General features: G+C 67.4%; 23 protein-coding genes and 1 pseudogene. 16 read left to right on the top strand and 8 right to left on the bottom strand.

All coding sequences use genetic code 11. The features are described from left to right. Positions 1 to 7 precede the first annotated feature (7 nt). Entirely contained in the window at positions 8 to 1,009 is a 1,002-nt protein-coding gene (locus tag LWC34_RS29910) for a ribose-phosphate diphosphokinase (protein ID WP_233728417.1), read from the top strand. 14 nt (positions 1,010 to 1,023) lie between these two features. Here LWC34_RS29910 and LWC34_RS58950 read toward each other — a convergent pair whose 3' ends face one another. Beyond that, positions 1,024 to 1,305, bottom strand: coding sequence for a BON domain-containing protein (locus tag LWC34_RS58950; RefSeq protein ID WP_372496667.1), 282 nt, complete (start codon positions 1,303 to 1,305; stop codon positions 1,024 to 1,026). Next, positions 1,272 to 1,661 (bottom strand): annotated as a pseudogene (locus tag LWC34_RS58945) (CBS domain-containing protein); the annotation flags it as partial. The pseudogene LWC34_RS58945 and the gene LWC34_RS58950, both read right to left, overlap by 34 nt. A gap of 184 nt (positions 1,662 to 1,845) precedes the next feature. Between LWC34_RS58945 and LWC34_RS29900 the strand changes: the two are divergent. The 11 genes from LWC34_RS29900 to LWC34_RS29850 all read left to right on the top strand — a co-directional run bounded on the left by LWC34_RS29900 (position 1,846) and on the right by LWC34_RS29850 (position 12,724). After that, positions 1,846 to 2,217: an ArsR/SmtB family transcription factor gene (locus LWC34_RS29900; RefSeq protein ID WP_233728415.1), complete on the top strand. Its 372-nt coding sequence runs from the start codon at positions 1,846 to 1,848 to the stop codon at positions 2,215 to 2,217. 80 nt (positions 2,218 to 2,297) lie between these two features. Then, positions 2,298 to 2,783 (top strand): NADH-quinone oxidoreductase subunit B family protein, encoded by a 486-nt coding sequence (locus tag LWC34_RS29895; RefSeq protein ID WP_233728414.1) that lies wholly within the window; start codon positions 2,298 to 2,300, stop codon positions 2,781 to 2,783. Then, positions 2,780 to 4,786, top strand: coding sequence for a proton-conducting transporter transmembrane domain-containing protein (locus LWC34_RS29890; protein WP_233728413.1), 2,007 nt, complete (start codon positions 2,780 to 2,782; stop codon positions 4,784 to 4,786). The genes LWC34_RS29895 and LWC34_RS29890 overlap by 4 nt, the downstream gene beginning before the upstream one ends. Further along, positions 4,783 to 5,730 (top strand): respiratory chain complex I subunit 1 family protein, encoded by a 948-nt coding sequence (locus LWC34_RS29885; protein WP_233728412.1) that lies wholly within the window; start codon positions 4,783 to 4,785, stop codon positions 5,728 to 5,730. Before LWC34_RS29890 ends, LWC34_RS29885 begins: the two co-directional genes overlap by 4 nt. Before the next feature lie 12 nt (positions 5,731 to 5,742). Next, positions 5,743 to 6,405, top strand: a complete 663-nt coding sequence (locus tag LWC34_RS29880) for a hypothetical protein (protein WP_233728411.1) — start codon at positions 5,743 to 5,745, stop codon at positions 6,403 to 6,405. Continuing rightward, a complete protein-coding gene (locus LWC34_RS29875) occupies positions 6,405 to 7,865 on the top strand; it encodes a proton-conducting transporter transmembrane domain-containing protein (RefSeq protein WP_233728410.1) in 1,461 nt (486 codons plus the stop codon). Before LWC34_RS29880 ends, LWC34_RS29875 begins: the two co-directional genes overlap by 1 nt. Next, positions 7,862 to 9,388: a hydrogenase large subunit gene (locus LWC34_RS29870; RefSeq protein ID WP_233728409.1), complete on the top strand. Its 1,527-nt coding sequence runs from the start codon at positions 7,862 to 7,864 to the stop codon at positions 9,386 to 9,388. The genes LWC34_RS29875 and LWC34_RS29870 overlap by 4 nt, the downstream gene beginning before the upstream one ends. Positions 9,389 to 9,512: 124 nt before the next feature. Next, complete coding sequence (locus LWC34_RS29865; RefSeq protein ID WP_233728408.1) at positions 9,513 to 9,719, top strand: hypothetical protein; 207 nt, start codon at positions 9,513 to 9,515, stop codon at positions 9,717 to 9,719. 2 nt (positions 9,720 to 9,721) lie between these two features. Beyond that, positions 9,722 to 10,057 carry an ArsR/SmtB family transcription factor gene (locus LWC34_RS29860; RefSeq protein WP_233728407.1) on the top strand — a complete coding sequence of 112 codons (336 nt, stop codon included), beginning with the start codon at positions 9,722 to 9,724 and terminating at the stop codon, positions 10,055 to 10,057. After that, positions 10,057 to 10,869, top strand: coding sequence for a hypothetical protein (locus tag LWC34_RS29855; protein WP_233728406.1), 813 nt, complete (start codon positions 10,057 to 10,059; stop codon positions 10,867 to 10,869). The genes LWC34_RS29860 and LWC34_RS29855 overlap by 1 nt, the downstream gene beginning before the upstream one ends. A gap of 40 nt (positions 10,870 to 10,909) precedes the next feature. Next, entirely contained in the window at positions 10,910 to 12,724 is a 1,815-nt protein-coding gene (locus LWC34_RS29850; protein WP_233728405.1) for a phosphoenolpyruvate carboxykinase (GTP), read from the top strand. On the opposite strand, the gene LWC34_RS29845 is transcribed toward LWC34_RS29850, so the two are convergent. The 3 genes from LWC34_RS29845 to LWC34_RS29835 are packed head-to-tail and all read right to left on the bottom strand — an operon-like array spanning position 12,705 to position 15,179. After that, complete coding sequence (locus LWC34_RS29845) at positions 12,705 to 13,955, bottom strand: cytochrome P450 (RefSeq protein ID WP_372496666.1); 1,251 nt, start codon at positions 13,953 to 13,955, stop codon at positions 12,705 to 12,707. The two genes, LWC34_RS29850 and LWC34_RS29845, sit on opposite strands and share 20 nt — an antisense overlap. Positions 13,956 to 14,002: 47 nt before the next feature. Further along, positions 14,003 to 14,416: a pyridoxamine 5'-phosphate oxidase family protein gene (locus LWC34_RS29840; protein WP_233728404.1), complete on the bottom strand. Its 414-nt coding sequence runs from the start codon at positions 14,414 to 14,416 to the stop codon at positions 14,003 to 14,005. Next, positions 14,406 to 15,179, bottom strand: a complete 774-nt coding sequence (locus LWC34_RS29835; protein ID WP_233728403.1) for a sigma 54 modulation/S30EA ribosomal C-terminal domain-containing protein — start codon at positions 15,177 to 15,179, stop codon at positions 14,406 to 14,408. The genes LWC34_RS29840 and LWC34_RS29835 overlap by 11 nt, the downstream gene beginning before the upstream one ends. A gap of 501 nt (positions 15,180 to 15,680) precedes the next feature. Here LWC34_RS29835 and LWC34_RS29830 point away from each other — a divergent pair. From LWC34_RS29830 to LWC34_RS29815, 4 genes are read left to right on the top strand one after another with little or no spacing between them, the layout of a single operon-like run. Further along, complete coding sequence (locus LWC34_RS29830; protein WP_233728402.1) at positions 15,681 to 16,706, top strand: cupin domain-containing protein; 1,026 nt, start codon at positions 15,681 to 15,683, stop codon at positions 16,704 to 16,706. 9 nt (positions 16,707 to 16,715) lie between these two features. Then, positions 16,716 to 17,855, top strand: a complete 1,140-nt coding sequence (locus LWC34_RS29825) for an MFS transporter (protein WP_233728401.1) — start codon at positions 16,716 to 16,718, stop codon at positions 17,853 to 17,855. A gap of 10 nt (positions 17,856 to 17,865) precedes the next feature. Further along, on the top strand, positions 17,866 to 18,933 hold the full coding sequence (locus LWC34_RS29820; protein ID WP_233728400.1) for a cupin domain-containing protein: 1,068 nt from the start codon (positions 17,866 to 17,868) through the stop codon (positions 18,931 to 18,933). Next, complete coding sequence (locus LWC34_RS29815) at positions 18,900 to 19,811, top strand: AAA family ATPase (RefSeq protein ID WP_233728399.1); 912 nt, start codon at positions 18,900 to 18,902, stop codon at positions 19,809 to 19,811. The genes LWC34_RS29820 and LWC34_RS29815 overlap by 34 nt, the downstream gene beginning before the upstream one ends. Here the strand turns inward: LWC34_RS29815 and LWC34_RS29810 are convergent. From LWC34_RS29810 to LWC34_RS29800, 3 genes are read right to left on the bottom strand one after another with little or no spacing between them, the layout of a single operon-like run. Next, entirely contained in the window at positions 19,792 to 21,021 is a 1,230-nt protein-coding gene (locus LWC34_RS29810) for an MFS transporter (protein WP_233728398.1), read from the bottom strand. The two genes, LWC34_RS29815 and LWC34_RS29810, sit on opposite strands and share 20 nt — an antisense overlap. Before the next feature lie 4 nt (positions 21,022 to 21,025). Then, positions 21,026 to 22,162: an ABC transporter ATP-binding protein gene (locus LWC34_RS29805; protein WP_233728397.1), complete on the bottom strand. Its 1,137-nt coding sequence runs from the start codon at positions 22,160 to 22,162 to the stop codon at positions 21,026 to 21,028. A gap of 28 nt (positions 22,163 to 22,190) precedes the next feature. Beyond that, a complete protein-coding gene (locus tag LWC34_RS29800) occupies positions 22,191 to 23,933 on the bottom strand; it encodes an ABC transporter permease (protein ID WP_233728396.1) in 1,743 nt (580 codons plus the stop codon). Positions 23,934 to 23,940 lie beyond the last annotated feature (7 nt).

Here is a 23,940-nt window from a genome sequence, read left to right as displayed (position 1 = left end):
CAGCACCATGACGCTCAGCGCATCCGCCCCGGCCAAGGCACAGTCGGGGGCTGTCACGAAACGGTTGATGGTCGTCTCCAATGGGTCCCATCTTGAATTGGCCAACGAAATTGCCACGCATCTTGGTGTGTCCATCACGCCCCTGACGGCGCACGAGTTTGCCAACGGTGAACTGTTCGTCCGTTTCGACGCTTCGGTTCGGGGTGGCGACGTGTTCGTTCTGCAGGCCGCGACCGGCTCGCTGAACACGTGGCTCATGGAGCAGTTGATCATGGTGGACGCGCTCAAACGCGCCAGCGCGCGGCACATCACCGTGATCCTGCCGTTCTATCCGTACTCCCGGCAGGACAAGAAGCACCGTGGCCGGGAACCGATCAGTGCTCGGCTGGTCGCCGATCTGTTCGCGGTCGCGGGCGCGGAGCGGATCATGACCGTCGACCTGCACACACCGCAGACGCAGGGATTCTTCGACGGCCCGGTCGATCATCTGCTGGCCCGGTCGCTCCTGGCGGGGCACATCCGGCGGCGGTATGCCGATGCCGACGTCACTGTGGTTGCGCCAGACGCCAGCCGTGTCCGCCTGGCTGAGGCCTGGGCGGGCCTGCTCGGCGAGCGGCCCATCGCGTTCATCCGTCGCCGGGACACCCTGTACAGTCGCCACTCCCGCACGGCGCCGGTGGTGGGTGATGTGCGCGGCCGGTTGTGCGTCGTTGTCGACGACATGATCGACACTGGTGTGACGATCGCCAGCGCGACTCGGCTCCTGCTTGGTGCTGGCGCGTCCGGCGTGATCGCTGCGGCAACCCATGGCGTGCTCTCCGGCGACGCCACTGACCGTCTACACGCCAGTGGGGTCCGCGAAGTGGTGCTCACCGACACGCTGCCCATCCCGGACGGCAAACGTTTCCCGCAGTTGACCGTGTTGTCCATCGCGCCGTTGTTGTCGAAGGCGATTCAGCAAGTCTTTGACGACGGCTCGGTTACCAGCCTTTTCGATGGACAGGCCTGACGACGGCCCTCTTGTTACAGGCCGGTGATCATGAGGTCGTCGGTGTCGTAGCGCAGGTTGTTACGGACGGCGACGACGCCGGGGACGTGGTGTGCGGCGTGGCCGGCGCGCTGGACGGTGCTGTGGAGGGGGAGTGTGCCGTCGAGGGTGACGATGCCGTCGGTGACGTGCAGGTGACCTGGTTGGGCTGGCGGGTTCTGGTGGTGATGTCGCGTTCGATGTCGGCCTCGATGGCGCTGTCGCTGCGGACGAACAGGTGTAGTGCGTCGCGGCGGGCGAGCATGCCGATCAGGCAACCGGTGCAGGTCACGACGCAGATCTGGCGTATCCGGTGGTGTGCCATCAGGTGTATCGCGGTGCTGACCGGGGTGCCGGGGGTTGTGGTGATCGGTGGTGTGGTCATGAGATCGGCCGCGTGCAGGGCGAGGGATTTGTACCACCGGGCGCGGCAGCGGGGGCCGGCGAGCATGGGTGTGGGGTCGGCGCCGCCGTGGAATTCCAGTTTGGTCATGACGTCGGCTTCGCTCACCACGCCGAGAGGCCTGCCGTCGATGTCGATGACGGGCAGTACGTCGACGCCATGGGCGAGCATGGCGCCGGCCAGTTCTTTGAACGGGGTGTCGGCCACCGCAGTGATCACCTGGCGGGTCATCACCTCGGCCACGGTTGGTTCGCCCATGGTCTGCCTCGTTGCGCCGTGCCCTTTCGGACTTGCTAAGGTTAGCAACTGTTGAACCGTGCGGCTAGGGATGTCGTCGTCGCTCCAGGTGCGGGCCCAGGGAGGATCGTGGGATGAGCACGACAGATACGCACGGCGCTCGTGAGGAGGGGTGGCGGTGAGCAGGCCCCTGTATCAGTTGAAGGCGGAGTTCTTCAAGACGCTGGGGCATCCTGCGCGGATCCGGGTCTTGGAATTGTTGAGCGAGCGGGAGCACGCGGTCGCGGAGATGCTGCCGGAGGTGGGCATCGAGCCGGCGAACCTGTCGCAGCAGTTGGCGGTGTTGCGCCGGGCGGGGCTGGTCACCACGCGCAAGGAGGGCTCGAACGTCTACTACTCGCTGGCCAGCCCGTTGTTCGCGGAGCTGCTGGCGGTCGCTCGCCGGATCCTGACCGGAGTGTTGTCCGGGCAGGTGGAGTTGCTGGAAGACCTCAAGACGCCGGTGGTGGTGCCCGTGACGACCCCGGAGGGGGACTCGCCGGGCGGATGAGCTGCGGTCGCCCCGCCGTTCTTACCTCTTCTTCCGGCGGGGCGATCGCTCCTTTCGTGATCCGATATGCAGGAGAGCTAGTGCTGGGTTTGTGGCGCAAGATCCGCGCGACCGGGCGGGTCGCGCAGCCCGCGCCGCCGCGGCCGGAGGGCGATCGTCCGGCGGCCGCGGTGGGGCTGGGCGGTTCGGTGCAGATCCGTCATGTGGATGCCGGGTCGTGCAACGGCTGTGAGGTGGAGATCGGCTCGGCGTTCGGGCCGGTCTACGACGCCGAACGCTACGGCGCGCGGTTGGTGGCCTCGCCGCGGCATGCCGACGCGCTGGTGGTGACCGGGCCGGTGACCCGCAACATGGCCGAGCCGTTACGGCGGACCTACGACGCGGTTCCCGGCCCGAAACTGGTGGTCGCGGTGGGGGATTGCGCCCGCAATTGCGGAGCGTTCGCGGGCGCGTACGGCGTGGCCGGTGCGGTGTCCGATGTGGTGCCCGTCGACGTGGAGATCACCGGATGCCCGCCGCGACCGGAGGCGATCGTCGAGGGATTGCGGAAGCTGACCGGGCGATGACAGGGGTGAGCTTCGGCATTGCCACGGCGCTAGGTGTGCTGGCTGCGGTAGGTGCCGTGGTTGTTCCGGTCGCTATGCGGTCCACGGTGGTTGGTGTGGGAACGGCACTCGCCGGTGCGGCGGGGGTGTTGGCTGGTGGTGCCGCGCTGGCCGGGGATTCGTTTTCGGTTGCGCTGCCAGAGGTGCTGCCGCTGTCCGGCGTGTTGTTCACTGTGGACGCCCTGAGTGGCTTATTCATCGCGGTGATAGGCGGTGTGGCGGTCGCGGCCGGGGTGTACGGGATTTCCTATGCCCGCAACGGGTTGGACTCGCGGCCGGTGCAAGCGGTGTTCCCGTTGTTCGTGGTGGCGATGCTGCTGGTTCCGGCTGCGGGGAGCGTGGGCACGTTCCTGGTGTGCTGGGAGCTGATGGCGTTGACCTCGCTGCTGCTGGTGGTGGCTGAGCATCGGCGGCGAGCCGAGGTCGCGCAGGCGGGCCGATGGTATGCGGTCATGACCCATCTGGGGTTTGTGGCGGTTCTTAGTGGACTGTTGGTGTTCGTGGCGCACGCCTCGGGTGACTCGTTCCCGGCGTTGCGGGAAGCAGATCTGTCGCCTGGGGCGGCGAGTGTGGTGTTCGGGGTGACGCTGGCCGGATTCGCGTCGAAGGCGGGGATTGTGCCGCTGCACGCGTGGTTGCCGCGGGCGCATCCGGAGGCGCCGAGTCATGTGTCGGCGTTGATGTCGGCGGCGATGGTGACTCTTGGCGTGTACGGGATTGTCCGGGTCGGGTTTGATCTGCTGGGTGGTGGCGAGCGCTGGTGGTGGTTGCTGGTGCTCGGGCTGGGCGCGGTGTCCGCGGTGTACGGGATCTTGCAGGCCGCGATGAGCACGGATGTGAAGCGGCTGCTGGGGCAGTCGACGACCGAGAACATGGGGCTGGTGCTGGTAGGCGTGGGCGCGGCCGGGCTGTTCGCCTCGTCGGGTAATCGGGTTCTGGCCGGGCTGGCGCTGGCTGCGGCGTTGTTACATGTCATCAACCACGCGGCGTTCAAGACGCTGCTGTTCCTGGCCGCCGGTTCGGTGCTGCACGGCACGCACAGCCGGGAGTTGGACGAGTTGGGTGGGCTGCGGCCGCGGATGCCGGTGACCACGGCGGCGTTCGGCCTGGGTGCGCTGGCCGCGTCGGCATTGCCGCCGGGCACCGCGTTCGTGTCGGAATGGTTGCTGTTGCAGGCGCTGATTCACGGGCTTCCAGCTTCTGGGGTGGCTGCGGCGATCGCGATGCCGGTGGCGGTGGCGGCCGTGGCGCTGACCGCGGGGCTCGCAGTGGCGACCTTTGTGAAGGCGTTCGGGGTGGGATTTCTGGCCAAGCCCCGAAGCGCGGCCGCTGAACAGGCGCACGAAAGTCCGCCGGGCATGCTCGTCGGCATGGGGCTGGCAGGTGCCGCGTGTGTGGTACTGGCGGTGCTGCCGACCGTGGTTCTGCCGGCCGTCGCGTCGGCGACCGGAATCGCTGTGGGGACAGGTGATGCGGCCGCGTCCGGCGCGGTGACCCTGCAACTGGCGGGAGTGACCGGGTCGTTGTCGCCGTTGATGCTCGCGCTCGCTCTGGTTGCCGGTGTCGTTGTCGTCGTGGGCGTTCTGCGGTTTGTCGCGGTTCGGCGGGCACGTCGTGAGGTGCGGCTCTGGGACTGCGGGGGTGGACCGATGTCGGCGCGGATGGAGTACACGGCGACGTCTTTCGCCGAGCCGTTGCAGCGGGTGTTCGACGACGTGGTCCAGCCGGAGACCGATGTGGACGTCAGCCACCATGAGGAGTCGCGGTACCTGGTTCAGGCGGTCGAGTACCGGCGGCGGGTACCCGACCGGATCGAACGGCGGCTCTACGAACCGGTGCTGGCCGTGGTGTCCGCGTGGGGCCGCGTGGGCCGCCGGTTGGCCACGGGGAGTGTGCATCGGTATCTCGGGTATGGCTTCTACACCGTGTGCGCGGCGCTGATCCTGCTGGCGGTGACGCGGTGAACACGTTGGGAGTAGTCGGCGGGATCGTCCAGCCGGTGGTCATCGTCGCCGGGGCACCGCTGCTGGTCGGCGTGATGCGGCAGGTTCGCGCGAGGCTGGAAGGTCGCGCGGGTGCCGGTGTCTGGCAGCCGTGGCGGGATCTGCGCAAGCTGTTCGGCAAGGAGCGGATCACACCTCGTGGCACCAGCGAGGTGTTCCGGATCGCGCCGCTGGTGTTGGTGGCCACCACGCTGGTGGTCACCGTGGTGGCGCCGTTCGTGACCACTGCTTCGGCGATCAATCCGGTCGCGGACCTGTTCGCTGTGGTCGCGTTGCTGGCGTTGGGCGCGGTGGCGCTTGCGTTGGCCGGGCTGGATACCGGGACCGCGTTCGGTGGCATGGGATCCAGCCGGGAGGTGACGATTCTCGCGCTGGTCGAGCCGACTCTGCTGGTGGCGATCTTCGCGTTGTCGGTGCGGGTCGGGTCCACCAACCTCGGCGCGATCGTGTCGTCCACGTTGGACGATCCGGCGCGGGTGATCTCGCCGGTCAGCCTGCTGGCCGCGGTCGCGTTGATCGTGGTGATCGTCGCGGAGACCGGGCGGTTGCCGGTGGACAACCCGTCCACGCACCTGGAACTAACCATGGTGCACGAGGCGATGGTGCTCGAGTACGCAGGTCCAGACTTGGCGCTGGTCGAGCTGGCGTCGGCGATGCGTCTGTCGGTGTTCCTCGGCCTGCTGGCGAACCTGTTCCTGCCGTGGGGAATCGCGACGTCGGCGGCCCCGCTCGCAGTGCTGATCGGTGTGCTGGCTTTGGTGATCAAGGTCGGTGTGCTAGGCGTGGTGCTCGCGGCGGGCGAGGTGTTCCTGGCGAAGCTGCGGCTGTTCCGGGTCCCGGAGCTGCTGGCCGGGTCGTTCCTGCTCGCGCTGCTGTCCGTGGCGGCCTCGTTCTTCCTGGCCTGAAAGGGATTCGTGATGGACGAGAGCCTCTACGTGCAGCTGCTTGACCTGGCGTGCGGCGGTCTGCTGTTGACCTCTGTGCTGGTGCTGTGGCGCCGCGAGCTGGCGATGATTATCCGGGTGTTCGCGTTGCAAGGCCTGGCGCTCGCTGTGCTGGTCGGTGTCTTTGCCGCGCACGAGAACTCGGTCGAGCTGTGGGTCGTCGCCGTCGGTGTGCTGGTGTTGCGCGCTGGGGTGCTGCCTTACTTGGTCCGGCGAGCGTTGGCCAGCGCGGGTGAGGCCCGGCGGGAGACTCGGCCGTTGGTGAACGTGGCCGCGTCGTTGCTGGCAGCCGCGGTGCTGACGTTGCTGGCGTACGCGGTGTCCCAGCCGTTGGTGCAGCTCGCGCCCTCTGCGGCGACGCAGGCGATCCCGGTCGGGTTGACCGTGGTGTTGATCGGGTTCTTCGTGCTGGTTACTCGGCGCCGTGCGCTGTCGCAGCTGGTCGGTTTTCTGTTGATGGACAACGGGATTACTGCGGTCGGGTTTCTCACCACGGCCGAGGTCGGCCTGGTTGTCGAGCTGGGCGTTTCGCTGGATGTGTTGCTTGCCGTGCTGGTGCTGCAGGTTCTCACCGCGCGGATGCGGGAGACCTTCGGTGACACCGATCTGGACGAGCTGCGGGAGTTGCGCGACTGATGACCATGCTTCTCCCACTTGCGGTTCCCGTTCTCGGCGCGCTGGCCTACGCCGTGATCGGGTGGCGCCGAGCCACGGCGTGGATCAGTGCGTTGAGCGCCGCCGCGGTACTCGCCTCGGCGATCATTCTCGCCGGCTCACAACCACACACCGCTCTTGCCGGGTTGCTGCGGGTGGATGCGCTTTCGGCGTACATGCTCATCGTGATCGGTGCGGTGGCGCTGCTGGCCACTGTAGCCACTCCGGCGTACTTCACGACCGAGATCGCGGTCGGGCGAGCCACCGCACGCACCGCCGCCCGGCACAGCGTGTTGGTGCAGTTGTTTCTGGCGGCGATGGCACTGGCGGTGCTCGCCGCGAACCTGGGCGTGTTGTGGGTGGCGATCGAGGCCACCACCATCGTGACGGCATTCCTTGTCGGGCAACGCCGGACGCGCCCGGCGGTGGAGGCGGCGTGGAAGTACGTGGTGATCTGCTCGGCTGGCATCGCGCTCGCACTGCTGGGCACGATTGCGCTCAACTACGCCTCCGCTCGAGCCCCCGGCGCGTCCGGACTGGACCTGGCAGCGCTGGCGGTGAACGCGTCCAGCCTCGACCCCGGGGTCACCCGGATCGCGGTGTTGTTGCTGGTTCTCGGGTTCGGCACCAAGGCCGGGCTGGCGCCCTTGCACGCATGGCTGCCCGACGCACACAGCCAAGCGCCCGCACCGGTGTCCGCGCTGATGTCCGGCGTGCTGCTGTCTGTGGCGTTCTACGCGATCCTGCGGGTCAAAGTGATCGCCGACGGCGCGCTGGGCACCGGGTTCGCCCGCACGCTGCTCGCGGTGATGGCGGTGGCGTCCCTGATACTCGCGGCGTCTTTGCTGGTGGCGCAACAGGATTACAAGCGGATGCTGGCCTATTCCAGCATCGAGCACCTTGGCCTGGTCGCCCTCGGCACCGCGTTCGGCAGTCCGCTCGCGCTGGCCGCGGTTCTGCTGCACATCCTCGGCCACGGGCTAGCCAAGGGCGCGCTGTTTCTCGGCGCCGGGCGGATCCTGCAGGTCGTCGGCACCAGCCGGATCGACGGGGTACGTGGCTTGGCCGCGCGTCATCCGGTCCTCGCCGGTGGGATCGGATTCGGAATCCTGGCGCTGATCGGCTTGCCGCCGTTCAGCCTGTTCGCCAGCGAACTGGGCGTGTTCCGCGCCGGATTCGCGGCGGGCATGGGCTGGCTCACCGCGGTCGCGGTGGTTCTGGTGTTGATCATCGCCGCGGCTCTGGTCACGCACACCAGCCGGATGCTGCTCGGCGCCGCGCCGGACGGCCCGGGAACGGCCACCCGGACCCGCCGGTTGCCAGTGCCCACCGCGCTCGCCCTGATCGGCGGACTAGTCGCGTGCGCGGTCCTGGGCGTCACCGCGGGACCGCTGACCACACTGCTGCACTTGGCCGCTGACACCCTGGTGGGGGCCCGATGAGCACTCCGAACACGCCCGCTCTCGGTGAACCGGTCGGTGGCCGCCGCACCGCACTGACCGTCGCCCCGGGCGAACTGGCCGACCACGCGCGTTTCTTACTGGGCAACGGATATCGGGTCGCATTGGTCGCCGGTCACGACGACGGCGACCGGCTTCGCGCGGTGTACCTGTTCACCGCCGCCGAGTTGGACCGACGCGTTGACGTGCATGTCCCGCTTGACCGTGCTGCCCCGCACGTGCCGAGCCTGGCAGGCTTGTCCTTCCCGGCCGGGCGGTTTGAGCGGGAGATGCGCGACCTGTTCGGCATCGTGCCCACCGGCCACCCGTTGCCGCGGCGCCTGGTCCGGCACTTCCACTGGCCGCAAGGCTGGCACCCGATGCTCACCGACGCGGGCGAACCGCCGGAATTCGGCGATGTCGACGGCCCATATCCGTTCAGGACTGTTGAGGGACCAGGAGTTTACGAGATCCCGGTCGGCCCGGTGCATGCCGGGATGATCGGCCCAGGCCACTTCCGGTTCTCCGTGGTCGGGGAGACCATCCTGAATCTCAAGGCCCGGCTCTGGTTCGTGCACAGAGGAATCGAAAAACTGTTTCAAGGCCGGCGCCCCGAACAGGCCATCGAACTGGCCGAGCGGGTCAGCGGCGACACCACCGTCGGGCACACCCTCGCCTTCTGCCAGGCGATCGAAGACGCCTGGCAGCACCCGGTGCCCGCGCACACCCAGCGGATTCGCGCGATCCTGCTGGAGCTCGAACGGCTCTACAACCACATCACCGATATCGGCGCCCTGTGCAACGACGTCGGCCACGGCATCCTCAACACCCACGCCCAGCGCGTCCGCGAACAACTGCTGCGCATCAACGACGAGGTCACCGGACACCGGTTGCTCCGCGGTGCCATTCGCCCCGGCGGCGCCACCGTCATTGCCCTGCCCGACCCTGTCCGCCTGGCGGTGATCGGCGCGGACATCGCCGACATCGTCGCCCTCGCACTCGGCAACACCGTCGTGGCCGACCGATTCGCCGGCACCGCCGTGCTCACCCGCGAACAGGCCACCGATCTCGGCACCCTCGGCTACGTCGCCCGCGCCAGCGGCCTACCGATCGACGCCCGGCACGACCACCCGCTCCTGCACGAGGTGTTCCGCCGCATCGAGCACACCCACACCGATGGGGACGTGCTGTCCCGGTTCCTGGTCCGCGCCGAGGAGATCACCTACTCGATCGGACTCATCACCAGCCTCGTGCACACCGTGCGTCAACAGTCGGCAACCCCGCCAACCACACCGGTCCAACCTCGATCCGGCCGGTCCGGGGTGGGCATCGTCGAGGGATGGCGGGGCACGATCGTGCACCGCGTCGAACTCGCCGGCGACGGCATACTGACCCGGGTCAAGATCGTCGACCCGAGCTTCTTCAACTGGCCGGCCCTGCCGGTCGCGCTGGCCGACACGATCGTCCCGGACTTCCCGCTGACCAACAAAAGCTTCAACCTCTCCTACGCCGGCAACGACCTCTGAAGTAACCACATGTGACGTAGTCGCACGGTCTATCACTTGCGAAGTTCTTTAACTGCGTAGATTATGTATTCCATCGCCGATGCAGGGGTGTCGCTGTCTGCGTGCCGGAACGAAAGTGGGGATGATGAAGGAGTTCACGACGGTCTTGCGCAGCCAAGTCGACCAGGCCAAGCAGGCAATGGCAGTGGCCCGGCGGGTCGGCCACGACTATGAGGTTCACCTGCACGGCACCCGGATCCGCGACCTGCTGGACGTGGCCGCCCGGCACGGCATCGACACCAGCGACTGGGTGGATCGCGCGGCGCTGGACGATGCGCGGCTCGGGGCTTGACCATGGGGATGTCGCTGTGTGAGGCGAAGTCCGCGTTGTTTCGCGGGTTGGCGCACCCGGTACGCGTTCGCGTGCTGGAACTGTTGGACGAGGGCCCGAAGACGGTGCGTCAGCTGCTGGACGCGATCGCGATCGAAGGGTCACGCTTGTCCCAGCAGCTCACGGTGCTGCGCGGCACCGGACTGGTCGCCACCCGCCGCGCCGGCAACACCGTGGAGTACTCGCTCAGCACACCCGAGGTGACCGAACTACTCCACGCCGCGCGCCAGGTGTTGACTCACGTCACGCTCGGGCAAGGACAGCTGCTTGCGGAACTGCGCCTGGAGCACGCTTCGTGATGTCCAGCAATCGCATGGTGGCAGTGGTCAGTGACGGCAGCTCCCTCGCCGACCCGGACACCCCGGTGGAACCAGTGCTGCTCGAGTATTCCGCGCTGATCCGCGATGTGGCTGGTCTGTCGACTCTCGTGATGCCGGTCGAGGGGGATGCCCCGAGGCAGCTGCAGAGCACGCTGGGTGGCCTCCCATCCACCGTCGGCGCGGTCTTTCTGCCGCACGTCACCCCTGAACGCGCCCACGTCGCGCGACTAGCCGCAGGCAACACGCCAGTGGTCACCGACCACGACACCACCGCGATGGCGCTGACCGCCGCACTGCTGACCACCCTCACCCGCGCCGGCCGCCCACTGACCTCCGGCCGTGTCGTGATCGCTGGCGCGAACACCATGCCGATGCTGTCCCCGCTGCTGGTGACCGCTGGAGTCGGCGACATCACCACCTGGAACCGCGCCGACGCCGTCGCGTTCCCCCTGCACCGCATCGCCGCCCAGTCGGACGCCGTGATCGACCTGCTCGGCGGCCACAGCACGGCCTTCGACGCGCCTCGCGAACCCGTAATGATCACCCGCGACGACCCACGCATCCCGTTGCTCGCGCTACCCGGACTGCTGCGCGCGCTGACGCACGTCCCACACGCGAAGCTGGATATCGACGTGTACCACGCCTGCGCGCTCGCGCTGGTGATGGCCACCCCGCCCGAGCTGCAGTTACCCGACGGCCCGGACCGCGTCCTCACCTCCCGGGTCGCCGACGCCGCGACCGCAACCGTCCACCAGCCAGCCCACCACCCGCACGACACACGTTCCAGCTGACCGGCAGACAAGCGCCGGGCGGCCCGCAAGGAGACACACGATGACCGCAGCCACCATCCCCGGCCTGGACCAGACACCGACCACACACCAATCGTTGCTCGCCTGGGTACGTCAGGTCGCCGAGCTGACCACCCCGGCGGAAGTGGTGTGGTGCGACGGCTCGGACGAGGAATGGCGGACAATCACCGGCAAGCTGGTCACAGCGGGGACCTTTGTGCGCCTCCGGCAGAAGCCCAATTCCTTCTGGTGTGCCTCAGATCCGAGTGACGTCGCCCGGGTGGAAGACCGCACCTTCATCTGTTCGACTTACGAGGCCGACGCGGGTCCAACCAACAACTGGATGGATCCGATCGACATGAAGGTCATCATGACCGAGCATTACCGAGGCAGCATGGCCGGTCGCACCATGTACGTGATCCCGTTCTGCATGGGCCCGCTGACCGCGGAGAAACCCATGCTGGGCGTGGAGATCACCGACTCCGAGTACGTGGTCGCCTCGATGCACATCATGACCCGCATGGGCAGCAAAGCGTTGGCGCTGTTCGGCGACGACGCCGAGTTCGTGCGCTGCCTGCATTCCGTGGGCGCGCCGCTCAAGCCCGGTCAGAAGGACGTGCCGTGGCCCTGTGACCAGACCAAATACATTAGCCAGTTCCCCGAGGAACGGATGGTCTGGAGCTACGGCTCCGGCTACGGCGGAAACGCGCTGCTGGGCAAGAAGTGCTACTCGCTGCGGATCGCCTCGGTGATCGGCCGCGAGGAGGGCTGGCTGGCCGAACACATGCTGATCCTCAAACTCACCTCACCCGAGCAGAAGGTCCACTACATCGCCGCCGCGTTCCCCAGCGCCTGCGGAAAGACCAACCTGGCCATGCTCGAACCGGCCATCCCCGGCTGGAAAGTCGAAACCCTGGGCGACGACATCGCGTGGCTGCGCTTCGGCGAGGACGGCCGCCTGTATGCGGTGAACCCGGAGAACGGGTTCTTCGGCGTCGCCCCGGGAACGGGGTGGAAGACCAACCCGAACGCCATGCGCACCCTCTACACAGGAAACTCGATCTTCACCAACGTCGCGCTCACCGACGATGGCGACGTGTGGTGGGAGGGCTACTCCGAGGTCCCACCGGACCGCCTGACCACATGGAAGCGCGAACACTGGACGCTGGCCAGCGACGAGCTCACCTCGCACCCCAACTCCCGCTACTGCACCCCGATCGCGCAATGCCCGATCACCGCGCCGGAATGGGACGACCCGAACGGCGTGCCGATCTCGGCGATCTTCTTCGGCGGCCGACGGGCCACCACGATCCCGCTGGTCACCGAATCCCGGGACTGGCAGCACGGGGTGTTCCTCGGCGCCACCCTCTCCTCGGAGACCACCGCCGCCGCAACAGGTCAGGTCGGTGTGGTGCGGCGGGATCCGATGGCAATGCTGCCGTTCATCGGCTACCACGCCGGGGACTACTTCCAGCACTGGATCGACACCGGCAAACACGCCGACGCCACCAAACTGCCGAAGATCTTCTACGTCAACTGGTTCCGACGCGACGCCGACGGCCGGTTCCTCTGGCCGGGATTCAGCGAGAACGCCCGCGTACTCAAGTGGGCCATCGAACGCATCGAAGGCACCGCGCCCGCCGTCGACACACCAATCGGCTGGGTCCCCACCACAGGCGCGCTCGACATGAAAGGCCTGGACACCCCCGTCGAGGACATTGAGGCCGTATTGGAAGTCGACCTCGACGAGTGGCGCACCGAGATCCCGCTGATCGAGGAGTGGTTCACCACGATCGGCGACAAACTACCCACCCCACTGCACGACGAACTCGAAGCCCTCAAACACCGCCTCGCGTGACGTGAAGGAGCACGGGCAGGGTCTCGATCCCGTAGACGAGCGAGAGCTTCCGGAACGACAACTCGCTCGGTGAGATGGCCGGCCGCAGCGCGGGATAGGCGGCGCGGAGTTCCATCCGGGTGAGTTCCGCGCCGAGACATCGGTGCACGCCATACCCGAAGGCCAGGTGCGGCGGAACCGAGCGGGCCGGGTCAAGCACGTCCATGTCCGTGCCGAGCGCCGGGTCGCGGTTGGCCGCGCTCAACGAGCAGAGCACGATGTCCCCTTTGCGGATCATCGTTCCGGCGATCTGGATGTCTGTACGGGCGAATCGCGGGAACGCGAGCTGCACCACGGTCAAGTAGCGCAGCAACTCGTCGACAGATGGTCCGATCGTGTCCTCGTCCTGCATCCGGGCCGCGAGGTCCGGATCTTGCAGCAGCGCCAGGGCGCCCAGGGCGAGCATGCTCGCGGTTGTCTCGAACCCGCCGGTCAGCAGGCCATCGGCGACCCCTGCGAGCTCCTGGTCGTCGATCTCGTCACCGTGTGCTCGCACGAGCCTGCCGAGCAGCCCGTCGGAGGGTTGTGTGCGCTGCCTTTTCACCAGCTCGAGCAGGTAGGCCAACGACTCCGAGACAGCACCCAGTGAGGCGTTCGCACTGCCGAACAGGTCGAAGCGGGCCATGCTCAGTCGCTGGAAGTCCGCGCGGTCTTCGTAGGGCACGTCGAGCAGTTCGCAGATGATCAGGGACGGGATCGGCAGCGCGAACTCTCCGACCAGGTCGACCGGCCGGTCGCCGTGCGCCGCAAGGCGATCGAGCTGGGTGTCCACAATGGCCTGAATCAGCGGGGCGAGCGGTTTCAGCCGGTGCATCGTGAACTCTGGGGTCAGCATGCGCCGCAACCGGGTGTGGGCCGGGGGATCGCTGAACCCCAAGCCACCAGGGTTATGCTCCGCACCGATCCCGACGATGCCCGGGTTGGAAAAGTCGTTGCTGAACGTGGCGGTATCGCCGAGGACGGCCTGCACCTCGTCGTAGCCGGTGACTAGCCACACGGTCATGCCGAATGGCAACGGGAGTCTGCTGACCGGCTGCTCGTCGCGAATCCGGGACAGCTCGGCCACCGGATCCAGGCCGTCTCGTTTCAGCGGGAACAGCGCAGGCTGCGGAACGAACGGCATCCGGGAGACGTCCGTCTTGCGCACTCTGGTCAGATAGACCAGATAGGCCCGTGCCAACCAGGAACGCAGCCGCGCCGCAATGCTTTTCGTGATCACCCAGAACCTCGTGTCGTTGGTCAGAAGTCCGCGCCGTCGAGCATTTCGTAGCCAGTGACGATCTCGGGATCGATGCGGATCACGTGGACCATCTGTTCGCGTACCCAGGGGCGCAGCATTTGCTCGTAGCGCGCCACCCTGTCAGGATCCGTGACTAGCCGGGCAACACCGGTCACGACCACGCTCCACCCCAGACGTGTGTGCGCGTCGATCGCGTCCGCCTCGTAGGCCACCACCATGCCTACCGTGCCCAGCGCCGCCGCCCCCAGGTGCGTGCGCACGATGACCGCATCGTCGTCGACGACATGGTTCAGCAGTCGAATCGCTGGCAAAGCGTGCTGATTGAACACCATCCGGCCGAAGGCCACGCTACCGAGCAGGCGGAGTGAATCCGCCGTTGTCAATTCCTTCAGCCAACGCGGCTCACTGTCCATCGTGGATTGCCTCCGCGTCCGGCCGTTCCTGGTCAGGTGGCGCGGGGGCCAGTAGGCCGTAGTTGCCGTCATAGCGCCTGTAAAGCACCGCGCCTCGGCCGGTGGCGTGGTCGCGGAAGAACTGGTACGGCATCTCGGTCGCGGTCAGTCGCGCCACCGCCTGCTCCAAGGTCGCTTCCGGCACAGGGTGCACGTTGATCGTCAGCGGCACCGTGACCGGCGCCGAGGGCGGCGCCATCCCAGACAGGCGAGCCAGCCGATAGCCGGTTGGGCCGACCCGGTAGATCAGGCTGTCCTGACCCGTGTCCGCATCGGTGAACAGGTGGAAGTCGTAGTCCATCACGTCCATCGTCAGCGCCGCCTGATCCGGTGTGCACCGAGACAGCGGGTACGACTTGCGGCGGACGATCGCGCGCCTCCGAGCAGCATGTGACACCGGCTGCACACCCCTGCATGTTTCGGATGGCCATGGCCGCGGCATATCAGGATGGGTCAGCCTGGCGACCTGCGCCGCCAGCCGCAGCCGCAACAGGCGGCCCGCCTCGTGCAAGAACGCCACCGGCACCTGCGCCCGAACCGGATGGTCCCGCAACTCCAGGTTGACCTGAGCCAGGGCCGCCCACGGACCGCTGGCACGGCTGAACACAGTGAGCTTCACCCGGGCCGACACCAGCGGCCACGGAAGCCGCCGGATGAACGCGGCGACCTGCCTCCGCACATAGTCCCGGGCGCTGTCCAACACCTCGCCCGTGGTCTGTACCACGATGTCTCCAGGGATCACCCTGTTTGACCTCCTCGCCACCACTGGCTCCCCCAAGCGACCGAAGACTACGCAGGACCAATAGTTGCGAAATTCTGCAGCTCCCGTCTTGGGCCTCGATAGGGTCCAAAGCCCTTGACAAACACCCTTGAACCCATTCCTGCGAACCGCTGTCGGCCGCCGCTCAGGTCCTGACGGGCATGCGATGACCGCCAAGGCCCCAACCTCGTGTACGAAAGTCCACACCAAGCTCACGGTGCTCACCTCGCCCTGTGGGGCGGCGGGCGAGCTGGGGTAACGGCCTGGTCTCGGTCGGATGAGCTGGTGTCCATCCGTCGTGCTCCGTCGTCGCACGATGCTGGCGGTCCCACCCTGTAGGCGACTTCATTGCGCACTAGGTAGAACGGTAATACCATTGGCCCTGTCGATCCTGGCTCGGGGAAGAGCACGGATGCCGCATCCGCGCCGCCTGGTCGTGCTCGTCGAGGTCATTCGGAGGATGAGTTGGGTAAGAGCGGACGCGTGTTCGTGCGTGGACTGACGTCGGAGACCTACGGGCTCGGGGAGTTCCGCCAGCGGCAGCTCGCCGCCGAGCGGGTCCGGGACGACTCCGTTGTCGTCGACGACGCCAAGGTCGCGCACTCGGGCGACAGTGCCAAGAGCCGCACCTGGTGGCGGATCGGGCCGGGGGACGAGGACTTCCTGACCCAGACGATCCAGGTCCACTTCGTCGAGCTGCCCGCGGAGTCGTCGAACCACGGGCATGGTCACCAGAACGAGGCTGCCTTCTATATTATCGAGGGCCGCGGTTACGAGATCCACGACGACAAGCGCTACGACTGGGCCAAGGACGACCTCGTCTTCGTCCACACCGACTCCGTGCATCGGCACTTCAACCCGCACGATGAGAAGGCTGTCGCGCTGGTGGTGAAGGCCAAGAGCACCTTCATGTTCATGGGCCTGATCCAGCAGGGCCGCTCCGGCCCGGTCGAGCGCGAGTCCGAGTTCGGTCCGCGCGAGGACTGGTCACGCGTGTGGACCCAGGGCGTGCTCGACCGCAAGAAGGTCATCTCGCCGTCGGACACCGTCTGGGAGGACACGCCGCTCGGCCGGGTGCGCGTCATGTCCTCGCCGGCGCGGACCGATGCCCGCATCTTCAGTGTCGACGCCTTCGAGCTCGATATCCCCGCGGGCGGCAGGAGCGGCAAGTACTGGAAGATGGCCGACGAGGTCTACTACGTCCTCGACGGCGGCGGCTACGCCCTGCAGTGGGAGGTCGAGGCCGAGATCGCCGAGAAGTACTACGCGCGCATCGCCCTCGAGCCCAAGCGCTACGAGATCACCAAGGGCGACACGCTGTACGTACCGCAGAACCACGTGTGCCAGCTGTTCGCCGCGGACGGCACGCCACTGCGCCTGTTCAACGCCCAGAACCGGGTCTTCAAGCACCTCGGCTACGACACGGTCCACTACTTCGAGCCTGCCTCCGAGAGCGCGCCCGCCGGGCGGCTCACCGAATCCAACGCCTGACGGCGCCAAATGCGGCCGTCGCGTGACCAGGCCGCGTCAGCAGGAGGCGCGGCGCTCTTCTCCTGCTCACTGGGCATCGCCAGCGTCGCCTTCCCGCTTGTGGCTCTGCGGGCCGGTTACTCGGTCGCGGAGGTCGGCTTTCTCACCGCCGTCTCTGCGGTCGCGCAGATGGCCACCCGGTTCGCGCTTGGCTGGGTGATGCGGCGCGTCGGCGACTGGGTGCTCATCGTCGGTGCCGGCGTCACCCTCGGGTTGTCGTCAGGGCTTGTCGTTATGTCCGTGGCGGTCGTCCCGTTCACGATCGCGCAGCTGCTGCAGGGAGTGGCGCGCGCGTGCTACTGGACCGGTAGCCAGACGCATGTCGTGCGGGGCGACCGCCGCCCCGTCGGCGCGCTCGCGACGATCAACTTCGTGTCCAGCTTCGGTTTGCTCGTCGGACCGGTGCTGGCGGGCGTGCTCATCGAGATCTCCGCGCAGCTGGCGCTCATCCTCGGGGCTGTCGTGGCGTGCGCCGCGATAGTGCCCGCGCTGCTGCTCGACCGGCTGCCACCGTTCCAGCCGCCGGCCGATCGGCCGCCGGGTGGGATCTGGCGGCGGCCAGGAGTGGACGTCGGTTGCTGGGCGGGCGTCAGCGCGGGAGCTTGGCGCGGCCTGCTGGGCAGTTTCGTACCAGTCGCGCTCGACTCGGCGAGGCAGTCCTCATCGACTGTGGGCGCGCTCGTCACCGTCGCCAACGGCACGGCGCTCATTGGCGCCGCGATTGTCGGGCGGGTACGTGGGCAGTGGATCGGCCGGTCGTTTGTCCTCGGCACGATCGCTGCCGGTGGCGGGATCGGGCTTGTGGTGCCCGTCGCCGAGTCATGGCCGCTCGCGGCTGTCCTGCTCGGGATCTCCGGGCTCGGCGCCGGAGCGTTGCAGACCATCGGGCCCGCGATCGCCACGGTCGCGGTCCATCCGGAGGAACGCGGGGAGGCGATCGCCGCCGCGGGCACGTTCCGCGCGGCCGCGCTGTTCGGTGGACCGCTCGCGGTTTCCGGTGCGGTGCTGGCATTCCCGTTGACGGCGGCCATGGGCGCCATCGGCGTGCTGATCGCGGTGAGCGCAGCGGTCGTACGCGGCAGAGGGGCCGCACTCGTACAACCCAGCTAGGAGGTATCAGGTGACCACGCGGACGACAACCGGTGTCAGTCACTATCACGTGCAGAAAGCCAGGCGTGCCAAGTTCATCGAGGACTGGCGGGCCAATCACCGTGACGTGGTCGCGGTCGAGGACGTCGTGATGCACAAGACCGAACGCGGCCACCGGGTGGGTGTCTACGTCGGTGAGGACGGCGAGCGCCCGACGCGGACGATGGACGCGCTTGCCCACGAGTTCGACCCCGGCGCGACGACCACGATCCACCGGCATTCGTGGGATGCCATGGTGCTCGTCGTCGCGGGCTGGGGCTGGACGGAGATCGACGGCGAACGTATCGACTGGGGTCCCGGCGACTCGCTGCACATCCCCGCGTGGGCGTGGCACCGCTCGGGCAACGACGGTACGGAAGTCGCGCGGTACCTGACGTTCTCCAGCGAGCCGATGCTCGCGACGATGGGCATGAACGTGCTTGAGGACGCCGGCCACACCCCGGTCGCGGAACTGCCTGGGAGGCCGGCGTTCAGCACGCACCTCGACGGCGACGACCCATATGCGCGCCGTATCCGCCGAGTCGGCCGCGAGCAGACCAACCGCCGTGCAGGTCGGCTGCACACCAGTTGGGACGACCTCGAGTTGGTCAACACCCCGCGGGGCACCAGGACCACGTTCCTGCTCGACCGGGCGATCGGCTACCAGGCGTCCGGCATCACGATGGCGATGTTCGAGATCGGACCGGGCCGGGGCCAGTCGATGCACCGCCACCCCGGTGAGGCGTGGCTGTACGTGCTGGACGGCGAGGGCCGCACCTACCTCGGCACCGAGCCGGAGGGTGGCACCACGCACCGGTGGAAGAAGGGCGACGTCATCGTCGTCGACCATTTCCTGTGGCACCAGCACTTCAACGATCACCCGGAGAACACCGCGAAGGTCGTCCGCATCCACATGTTCGACAGCCTGCTGGAGACCATGCGGGCGCTCTGCGACCCGCTGGTGTTGTTCGAGGAGCCGCCGAACGTCATCCGCGACAAGCAGGCCGGTGATCCGACGACGATCGAATGGCCCGCACTCGAACGGCCGACCTGGCCATGAGCCTCCCGCACGGCGTCAGCGGAATCCACGTCCTGCCTGCCGACCACCACGACGGACCGTGGGAGTCGATCATCGTGCCGCCGGGGACGAAAGAACGGCTGCTCGGTACTGCGGTTCTCGTGCTGCGCCACGGCCGGGCGCTGCAGTCGCTGTCCGGCCCGCCGCACGGTCTCGTCGTGCTCGCCGGGCCGCCCGGCACCGGCAAAACGACGCTGTGCCAAGGCTTGGCGCAGGCTGCGGCGATGGCGGTGGCCAACCGCGGGGCGACGACGTTCGTCGAGGTGGACCCGCACGACTTCCCGAGTGAAATGCTCGGTGAGAGCCAGCGCGGGGTGCGCAGGCTGTTCGCCGAGACGCTGCCGGAACTCGCCGCGCGCCGACCGCACACCGTCGTGCTGGTCGACGAGGTGGAGGCGTTGGCTGTGCGGCGCAGCACCGCGTCGTTCGAGACCAACCCGGTGGATGTGCATCGCGCGACAGACGCCGTGCTGTCCGGTTTGGACGCGCTGCGTGCCACGTGTCCGCACGTGCTGTTGCTTGCCACGACCAACTTCACCGAGGGCGTCGACGAGGCGTTCCTGTCGCGGGCGGATCTGGTGCTGCGGCTCGATTTGCCGGACACGGACGTGCTGGCGCGGATCATCCGGTCCTCGTTGGTGGAGCTCGCGGCCCTCTGGCCGTCGTTGCGCGGGCTGGTCGAGGACGACGCCCTGCACGCCAAACTCGCCGACTGTTGCGCCGGTTTCGACGGCAGACGTACTCGCAAGGCCATCCTCGCCGCGGTTGCCCAGCGCCCGGACCTGGCCGAGAACCCCGAGCGGCTGACCGTGGACGACCTGTTCACCGCGGTCGAGGCTTTCAGGCCCGGTCCTCCGTGACCACGCCGCTGTACGAGCGGACCACGTTGTTGTTGAACGAGAACGACGCGGCGACGCCGATGGTCGCCAACGCTCCCACACTCAAGGCGACCACCGGACCCACCAGCCCCGCGAACGCGCCGACCACCACGTCGCCGAGAGCGGGTCCGCCGCGCGACGACATCTGGTAGAAGGCCGTCACCCTGCCGCGAATCTCGTCAGGCGTGTCGATCTGCACGGCCGCGTGGCGGATTGTCGTTGCCATGGCGTCGAACCCGCCGAGCAGTAGCGCCGCGACGACAGCGAGCGCGAACACAGGCGAGAACGCCAGCAAGATCGCCGCGGCTCCGTAGAGCACTGTGGACAGCAGAAGCACCCGGCCCTGCCGCGTACTTCGCTGGACGGTACGGAACACCGAGTACGTCGCCAACAACGCACCAGCCGACGGCGCGGCGGACAAGATGCCATAGCCGGCCGACCCGACGTGCAGCACGTCGAGGGCGAGGGCGGGCAGCAGCACCCGGTAGGCGCTGAACACCGTCGCCGACAGGTCCAGAGCCATCAGGGTGTAAATCAACGGCCGGTGCGCGATGTACCTCGCACCTTCCACAATGGACTGGAAGACCGTGCGTTTCTCCTCGGGCAGTGGGAGCGGAGGCGTCCGCAGCACCGCGAGAATCGCTACCAGCAAAAGGTACGTCGCCGCGTCCACGGCGTACATCAACCCCGGCCCGGACATCGTGATCAGCACACCGGCCAGCAACGGGCCTAGCAGCACAGCCAACTCGCGCGACGGGTTGAGCAGTGCGATGGCCTCCGCGATCTGGCTGCGCGGCACCAAGGCAGGGATGAGCGCCTGGCGTGCGGGCTGGTCGAATGTCGCGGCCGCGGTGGTGAGCACCACGGACAGCACCACGTGCCAGGCCACCGCGTTACCTGACAGAGTAAGCCACGCGAGCGCACCGGCCACGAGGAGCGCGACAGTCTGCGCGCCCTGCAGGAGGCGGCGCCGGTCGACCCGGTCGGCGAGGGCACCGCCGAGCGGGCTGAGCACGACCAACGCTATTGCCTGCGCCGCGCCGACGAGGCCCGTGTACGCGATCGAGCCGGTGAGTTCGTAGACCTGGTAGAAGTTGGCGGCGACCGTGCCGCGGGTGCCGATCTGCGAGGCCACCACACCGGCCCAGTACAGGTTGAAGTCGCGGTTACGCAGAACCGCAGGCAACGCCACCCGTTCAGTCCACGGGGACGAGTGTCAGCTTGGCCGGGTCCATCCGGACGAACACATCCGTGCCCGGCTGGATCGAGATGGACGGGTTGCCTCGTGCCCGGATCTCGTGCTCACCGACGCGGATCACGTGGTCGACGGCCTCGCCGAGGAATGCCCGGTTGACCACGGTGCCCTTCCACTCGTTGGGCACCTCGCCCGCGCGGCTGTCGAGGTGGACCTCCACCGCTTCCGGCCGGATCGAGACGACCACATCCTGGTTGGTCCCGATGTCCACGGCGGAGTCCAGTGCCAGCGGGCCGTCGGCGGTCAGCACGGTGTACCGTTCGCCGTTCTTCGAGTCGACCGAACCGGACAGCATGTTCGTGGTGCCGATGAACTCCGCGACGAACCTGCAGTTGGGGTTCTCGTAGATCTCACGCGGGCGGCCGAGTTGGATGATGTTGCCGTTCTTCATCACCGCGACTGTGTTGCTCAGCACGAGCGCCTCGGTTTGGTCGTGTGTCACGTAGATCGACGTGATCCCGAGTTCGCGTTGCAGCCGCTTCAGCTCGAAGCGCAGCGATTCCCGCAGTTTCGCGTCCAGGTTGGACAGTGGCTCGTCGAGCAGCAGCAGCGACGGCTCGACCACGAGGGCACGGGCCAGGGCGAGCCGCTGCTGCTGCCCACCGGAGAGTTTGGTCGCCGGGCGGGACGCCAGCTCCTCCAGTTCCATCGTGGCGAGCACCCGGTGGACCTGCTCGACGATCTTCGCCTTGCTCGGCCGTTCGCCGCGTTTCTTGACCTGCAATGGGAACGCGACGTTGTTGAACACCGACATGTGCGGCCAGATCGCGTACGACTGGAACACCATCCCGAGCTTGCGCTCGTTGGCCGGGACGCTGTGCGGCTTGCGCCCGTCCCGTCCCTCGAACAGGACCCGGCCGTCGACCTCGATCACACCGGAGTCGGGGTGTTCGAGCCCGGCGATGGAGCGCAGGGTGGTCGTCTTGCCGCACCCCGACGGCCCGAGGAGCGTGAACATCTCGCCCTCGCGCACATCGAAGCTGATGTCGTTGACCGCGAACACGCGGTTCGTGCCGGTGCCCTTCTTCGCCCTGCGCTTGCGCTGTTCGGCGTCGAATGTCTTTGCCAGGTTCTCCACGTGAAGCACTGTGACCTCCTGATGGCGGCTAGTCCTGCCGCAGACCGATCTTGGCGCCGAGTTTGTACGCCACCGTGACGAGCACGACGAGCGTCAGCACCATGACCACGCCGAGCGCCGAAAGAACGGTGAACTCACCGTTCTCGTACTGTTCGAAGATGAGGATGGAAAGGACCTCGTTGCCCGGGCTGTACAGCAGGATCGAGCTGGACAGTTCACGGAAGGAGACCACGAGGATGTAGATCCAGCCGGCCATCAGGCCGGGAGCCAGCAGCGGCAGCAGCACTCTGCGGAACGTCTGCCACCAACTTGCCCCGCTGACCTGGGCGGACTCCTCGAGTTCCGCCGAGATCTGCTGCATGGACGTGACCGCGTAGCGCATCCCGTACGGCATGTACCGGGTCACGTAGGCGATCAGCAGGATGAAGATCGTGCCGTAGATGGGAATCGGACTACGCAGATACACAAAGGACAGTGCGAGGCCGAGTACGAGACCGGGCACCACCAGCGGCAGGAACGACAGCTGGTCCACGATGGACCGGCCGGGCACCTTCGACCGGACCACGACCCATGCCGCGATCGCCATGCCCGCCATCACGACGGTCGCCGTGCCCACGCCGAGGAACAGCGAGTTCTGCAGTGCCGTCAACGCCTTCGGCAGGCTCAGCAGGTTCGCGTAGTTGTCCAACGTCATCGACGCGAACGCCTGTCCCGACGGTGCCTGGTAGAACTTCAGCAGTGACGTGTACAGCAGCACCAGCAGCGGAAGCACCACCGTGAACAGGAAGTACGCGATGATGACGCCGCCCATCACCGGACGCCACTTGCCCAGCCGCATCGGGCGTGGGCGGAAACCCTTGCCCGTCACCGTCTGGTAGTTCTTCGCCGCGCGTCCCGCGAAGTTGGAGATCGCGACGCCGATCATCGCGAGCACCAGCAGTCCGAGCGCCAGCGCACCGGCCGCCGCGAGATCCGGCGGGTAGGTGCGCAGCACGAAGTAGATGCGGCTGGTGAACACGTAGATGCCGTTCTGCAGTCCCAGCAGGGCAGGCACCTCGAAGCTTTCCAGGCCGCGCACGGTCATGATGAGCACGGCGGCGCCGATCGCGGGACGGATCAGCGGCACCGTGATCCGCCGGAACACCTGCGTCCTGGTCGCGCCGCACATCAGCGCGGACTCCTCCAGCGAGGGGTCCATCGAGCGGAACGCCGCGACCATGAGCAGGAACACGATGGGGGACAGGTGCAGTCCCTCCACCCAGATCATGCCCCACACCGTGAAGATGTCGATAGTGCCAGGGCCGAAGATCGGTTCGAGCATCTTGTTGATCAGGCCGATGTCCGGGCTGGCCAGAAAGATCCACGAGATGGTGTACAGGATGCCCGGGATGATCAGCGGGATGATCGACGCGGCGAAGAACAGGGCCTTGAACGGCACATCCGTGCGCACCTGCAGGTAGGCCAGCGAGGTGCCGACGAGCAACGAGAGCACGGCGGATCCTATGGCGAACCAGAGCGAGTTGCCGATCAGACTGCCGATCCGGTCGTCGCCGTACGCGGTGGCGAAGCCGCCGAGCGTGAATCCGTTGGCGTCGAAGAAGGTTCCCCAGATCAAGTAGTACAGGGGAACGATCGCCAAGTAGCCGATCGCGGCCACCACCGCGAGGGTGATGAGCAGTTTGGGACTGGGCCACCACCGGCGCCGACGGGGGATCGGCGCCGGCTGGTCATCCGTGGTGACCGGCGGTCGGGGAGGCGCTGCCGTGGTCATCGGCTAC

The sequence above is a fragment of the Kibdelosporangium philippinense genome (genome assembly GCF_021390435.2).
Classification (GTDB): Bacteria; Actinomycetota; Actinomycetes; order Mycobacteriales; family Pseudonocardiaceae; genus Kibdelosporangium; species Kibdelosporangium philippinense.
This window is presented reverse-complemented; position numbering and strand designations above follow the sequence as displayed.

What these genes read in the sequence shown, in the direction of transcription:
- LWC34_RS29910 (WP_233728417.1), top strand. Translation starts at nt 8, where the DNA reads ATGACGCTCAGCGCATCCGCCCCGGCCAAGGCACAGTCGGGGGCTGTC.
- LWC34_RS29890 (WP_233728413.1), top strand. Translation starts at nt 2,780, where the DNA reads ATGACAGGGGTGAGCTTCGGCATTGCCACGGCGCTAGGTGTGCTGGCT.
- LWC34_RS29880 (WP_233728411.1), top strand. Translation starts at nt 5,743, where the DNA reads ATGGACGAGAGCCTCTACGTGCAGCTGCTTGACCTGGCGTGCGGCGGT.
- LWC34_RS29875 (WP_233728410.1), top strand. Translation starts at nt 6,405, where the DNA reads ATGACCATGCTTCTCCCACTTGCGGTTCCCGTTCTCGGCGCGCTGGCC.
- LWC34_RS29870 (WP_233728409.1), top strand. Translation starts at nt 7,862, where the DNA reads ATGAGCACTCCGAACACGCCCGCTCTCGGTGAACCGGTCGGTGGCCGC.
- LWC34_RS29865 (WP_233728408.1), top strand. Translation starts at nt 9,513, where the DNA reads ATGAAGGAGTTCACGACGGTCTTGCGCAGCCAAGTCGACCAGGCCAAG.
- LWC34_RS29860 (WP_233728407.1), top strand. Translation starts at nt 9,722, where the DNA reads ATGGGGATGTCGCTGTGTGAGGCGAAGTCCGCGTTGTTTCGCGGGTTG.
- LWC34_RS29855 (WP_233728406.1), top strand. Translation starts at nt 10,057, where the DNA reads ATGTCCAGCAATCGCATGGTGGCAGTGGTCAGTGACGGCAGCTCCCTC.
- LWC34_RS29850 (WP_233728405.1), top strand. Translation starts at nt 10,910, where the DNA reads ATGACCGCAGCCACCATCCCCGGCCTGGACCAGACACCGACCACACAC.
- LWC34_RS29840 (WP_233728404.1), bottom strand. Translation starts at nt 14,416, where the DNA reads ATGGACAGTGAGCCGCGTTGGCTGAAGGAATTGACAACGGCGGATTCA.
- LWC34_RS29825 (WP_233728401.1), top strand. Translation starts at nt 16,716, where the DNA reads ATGCGGCCGTCGCGTGACCAGGCCGCGTCAGCAGGAGGCGCGGCGCTC.
- LWC34_RS29815 (WP_233728399.1), top strand. Translation starts at nt 18,900, where the DNA reads ATGGCCCGCACTCGAACGGCCGACCTGGCCATGAGCCTCCCGCACGGC.
- LWC34_RS29800 (WP_233728396.1), bottom strand. Translation starts at nt 23,933, where the DNA reads ATGACCACGGCAGCGCCTCCCCGACCGCCGGTCACCACGGATGACCAG.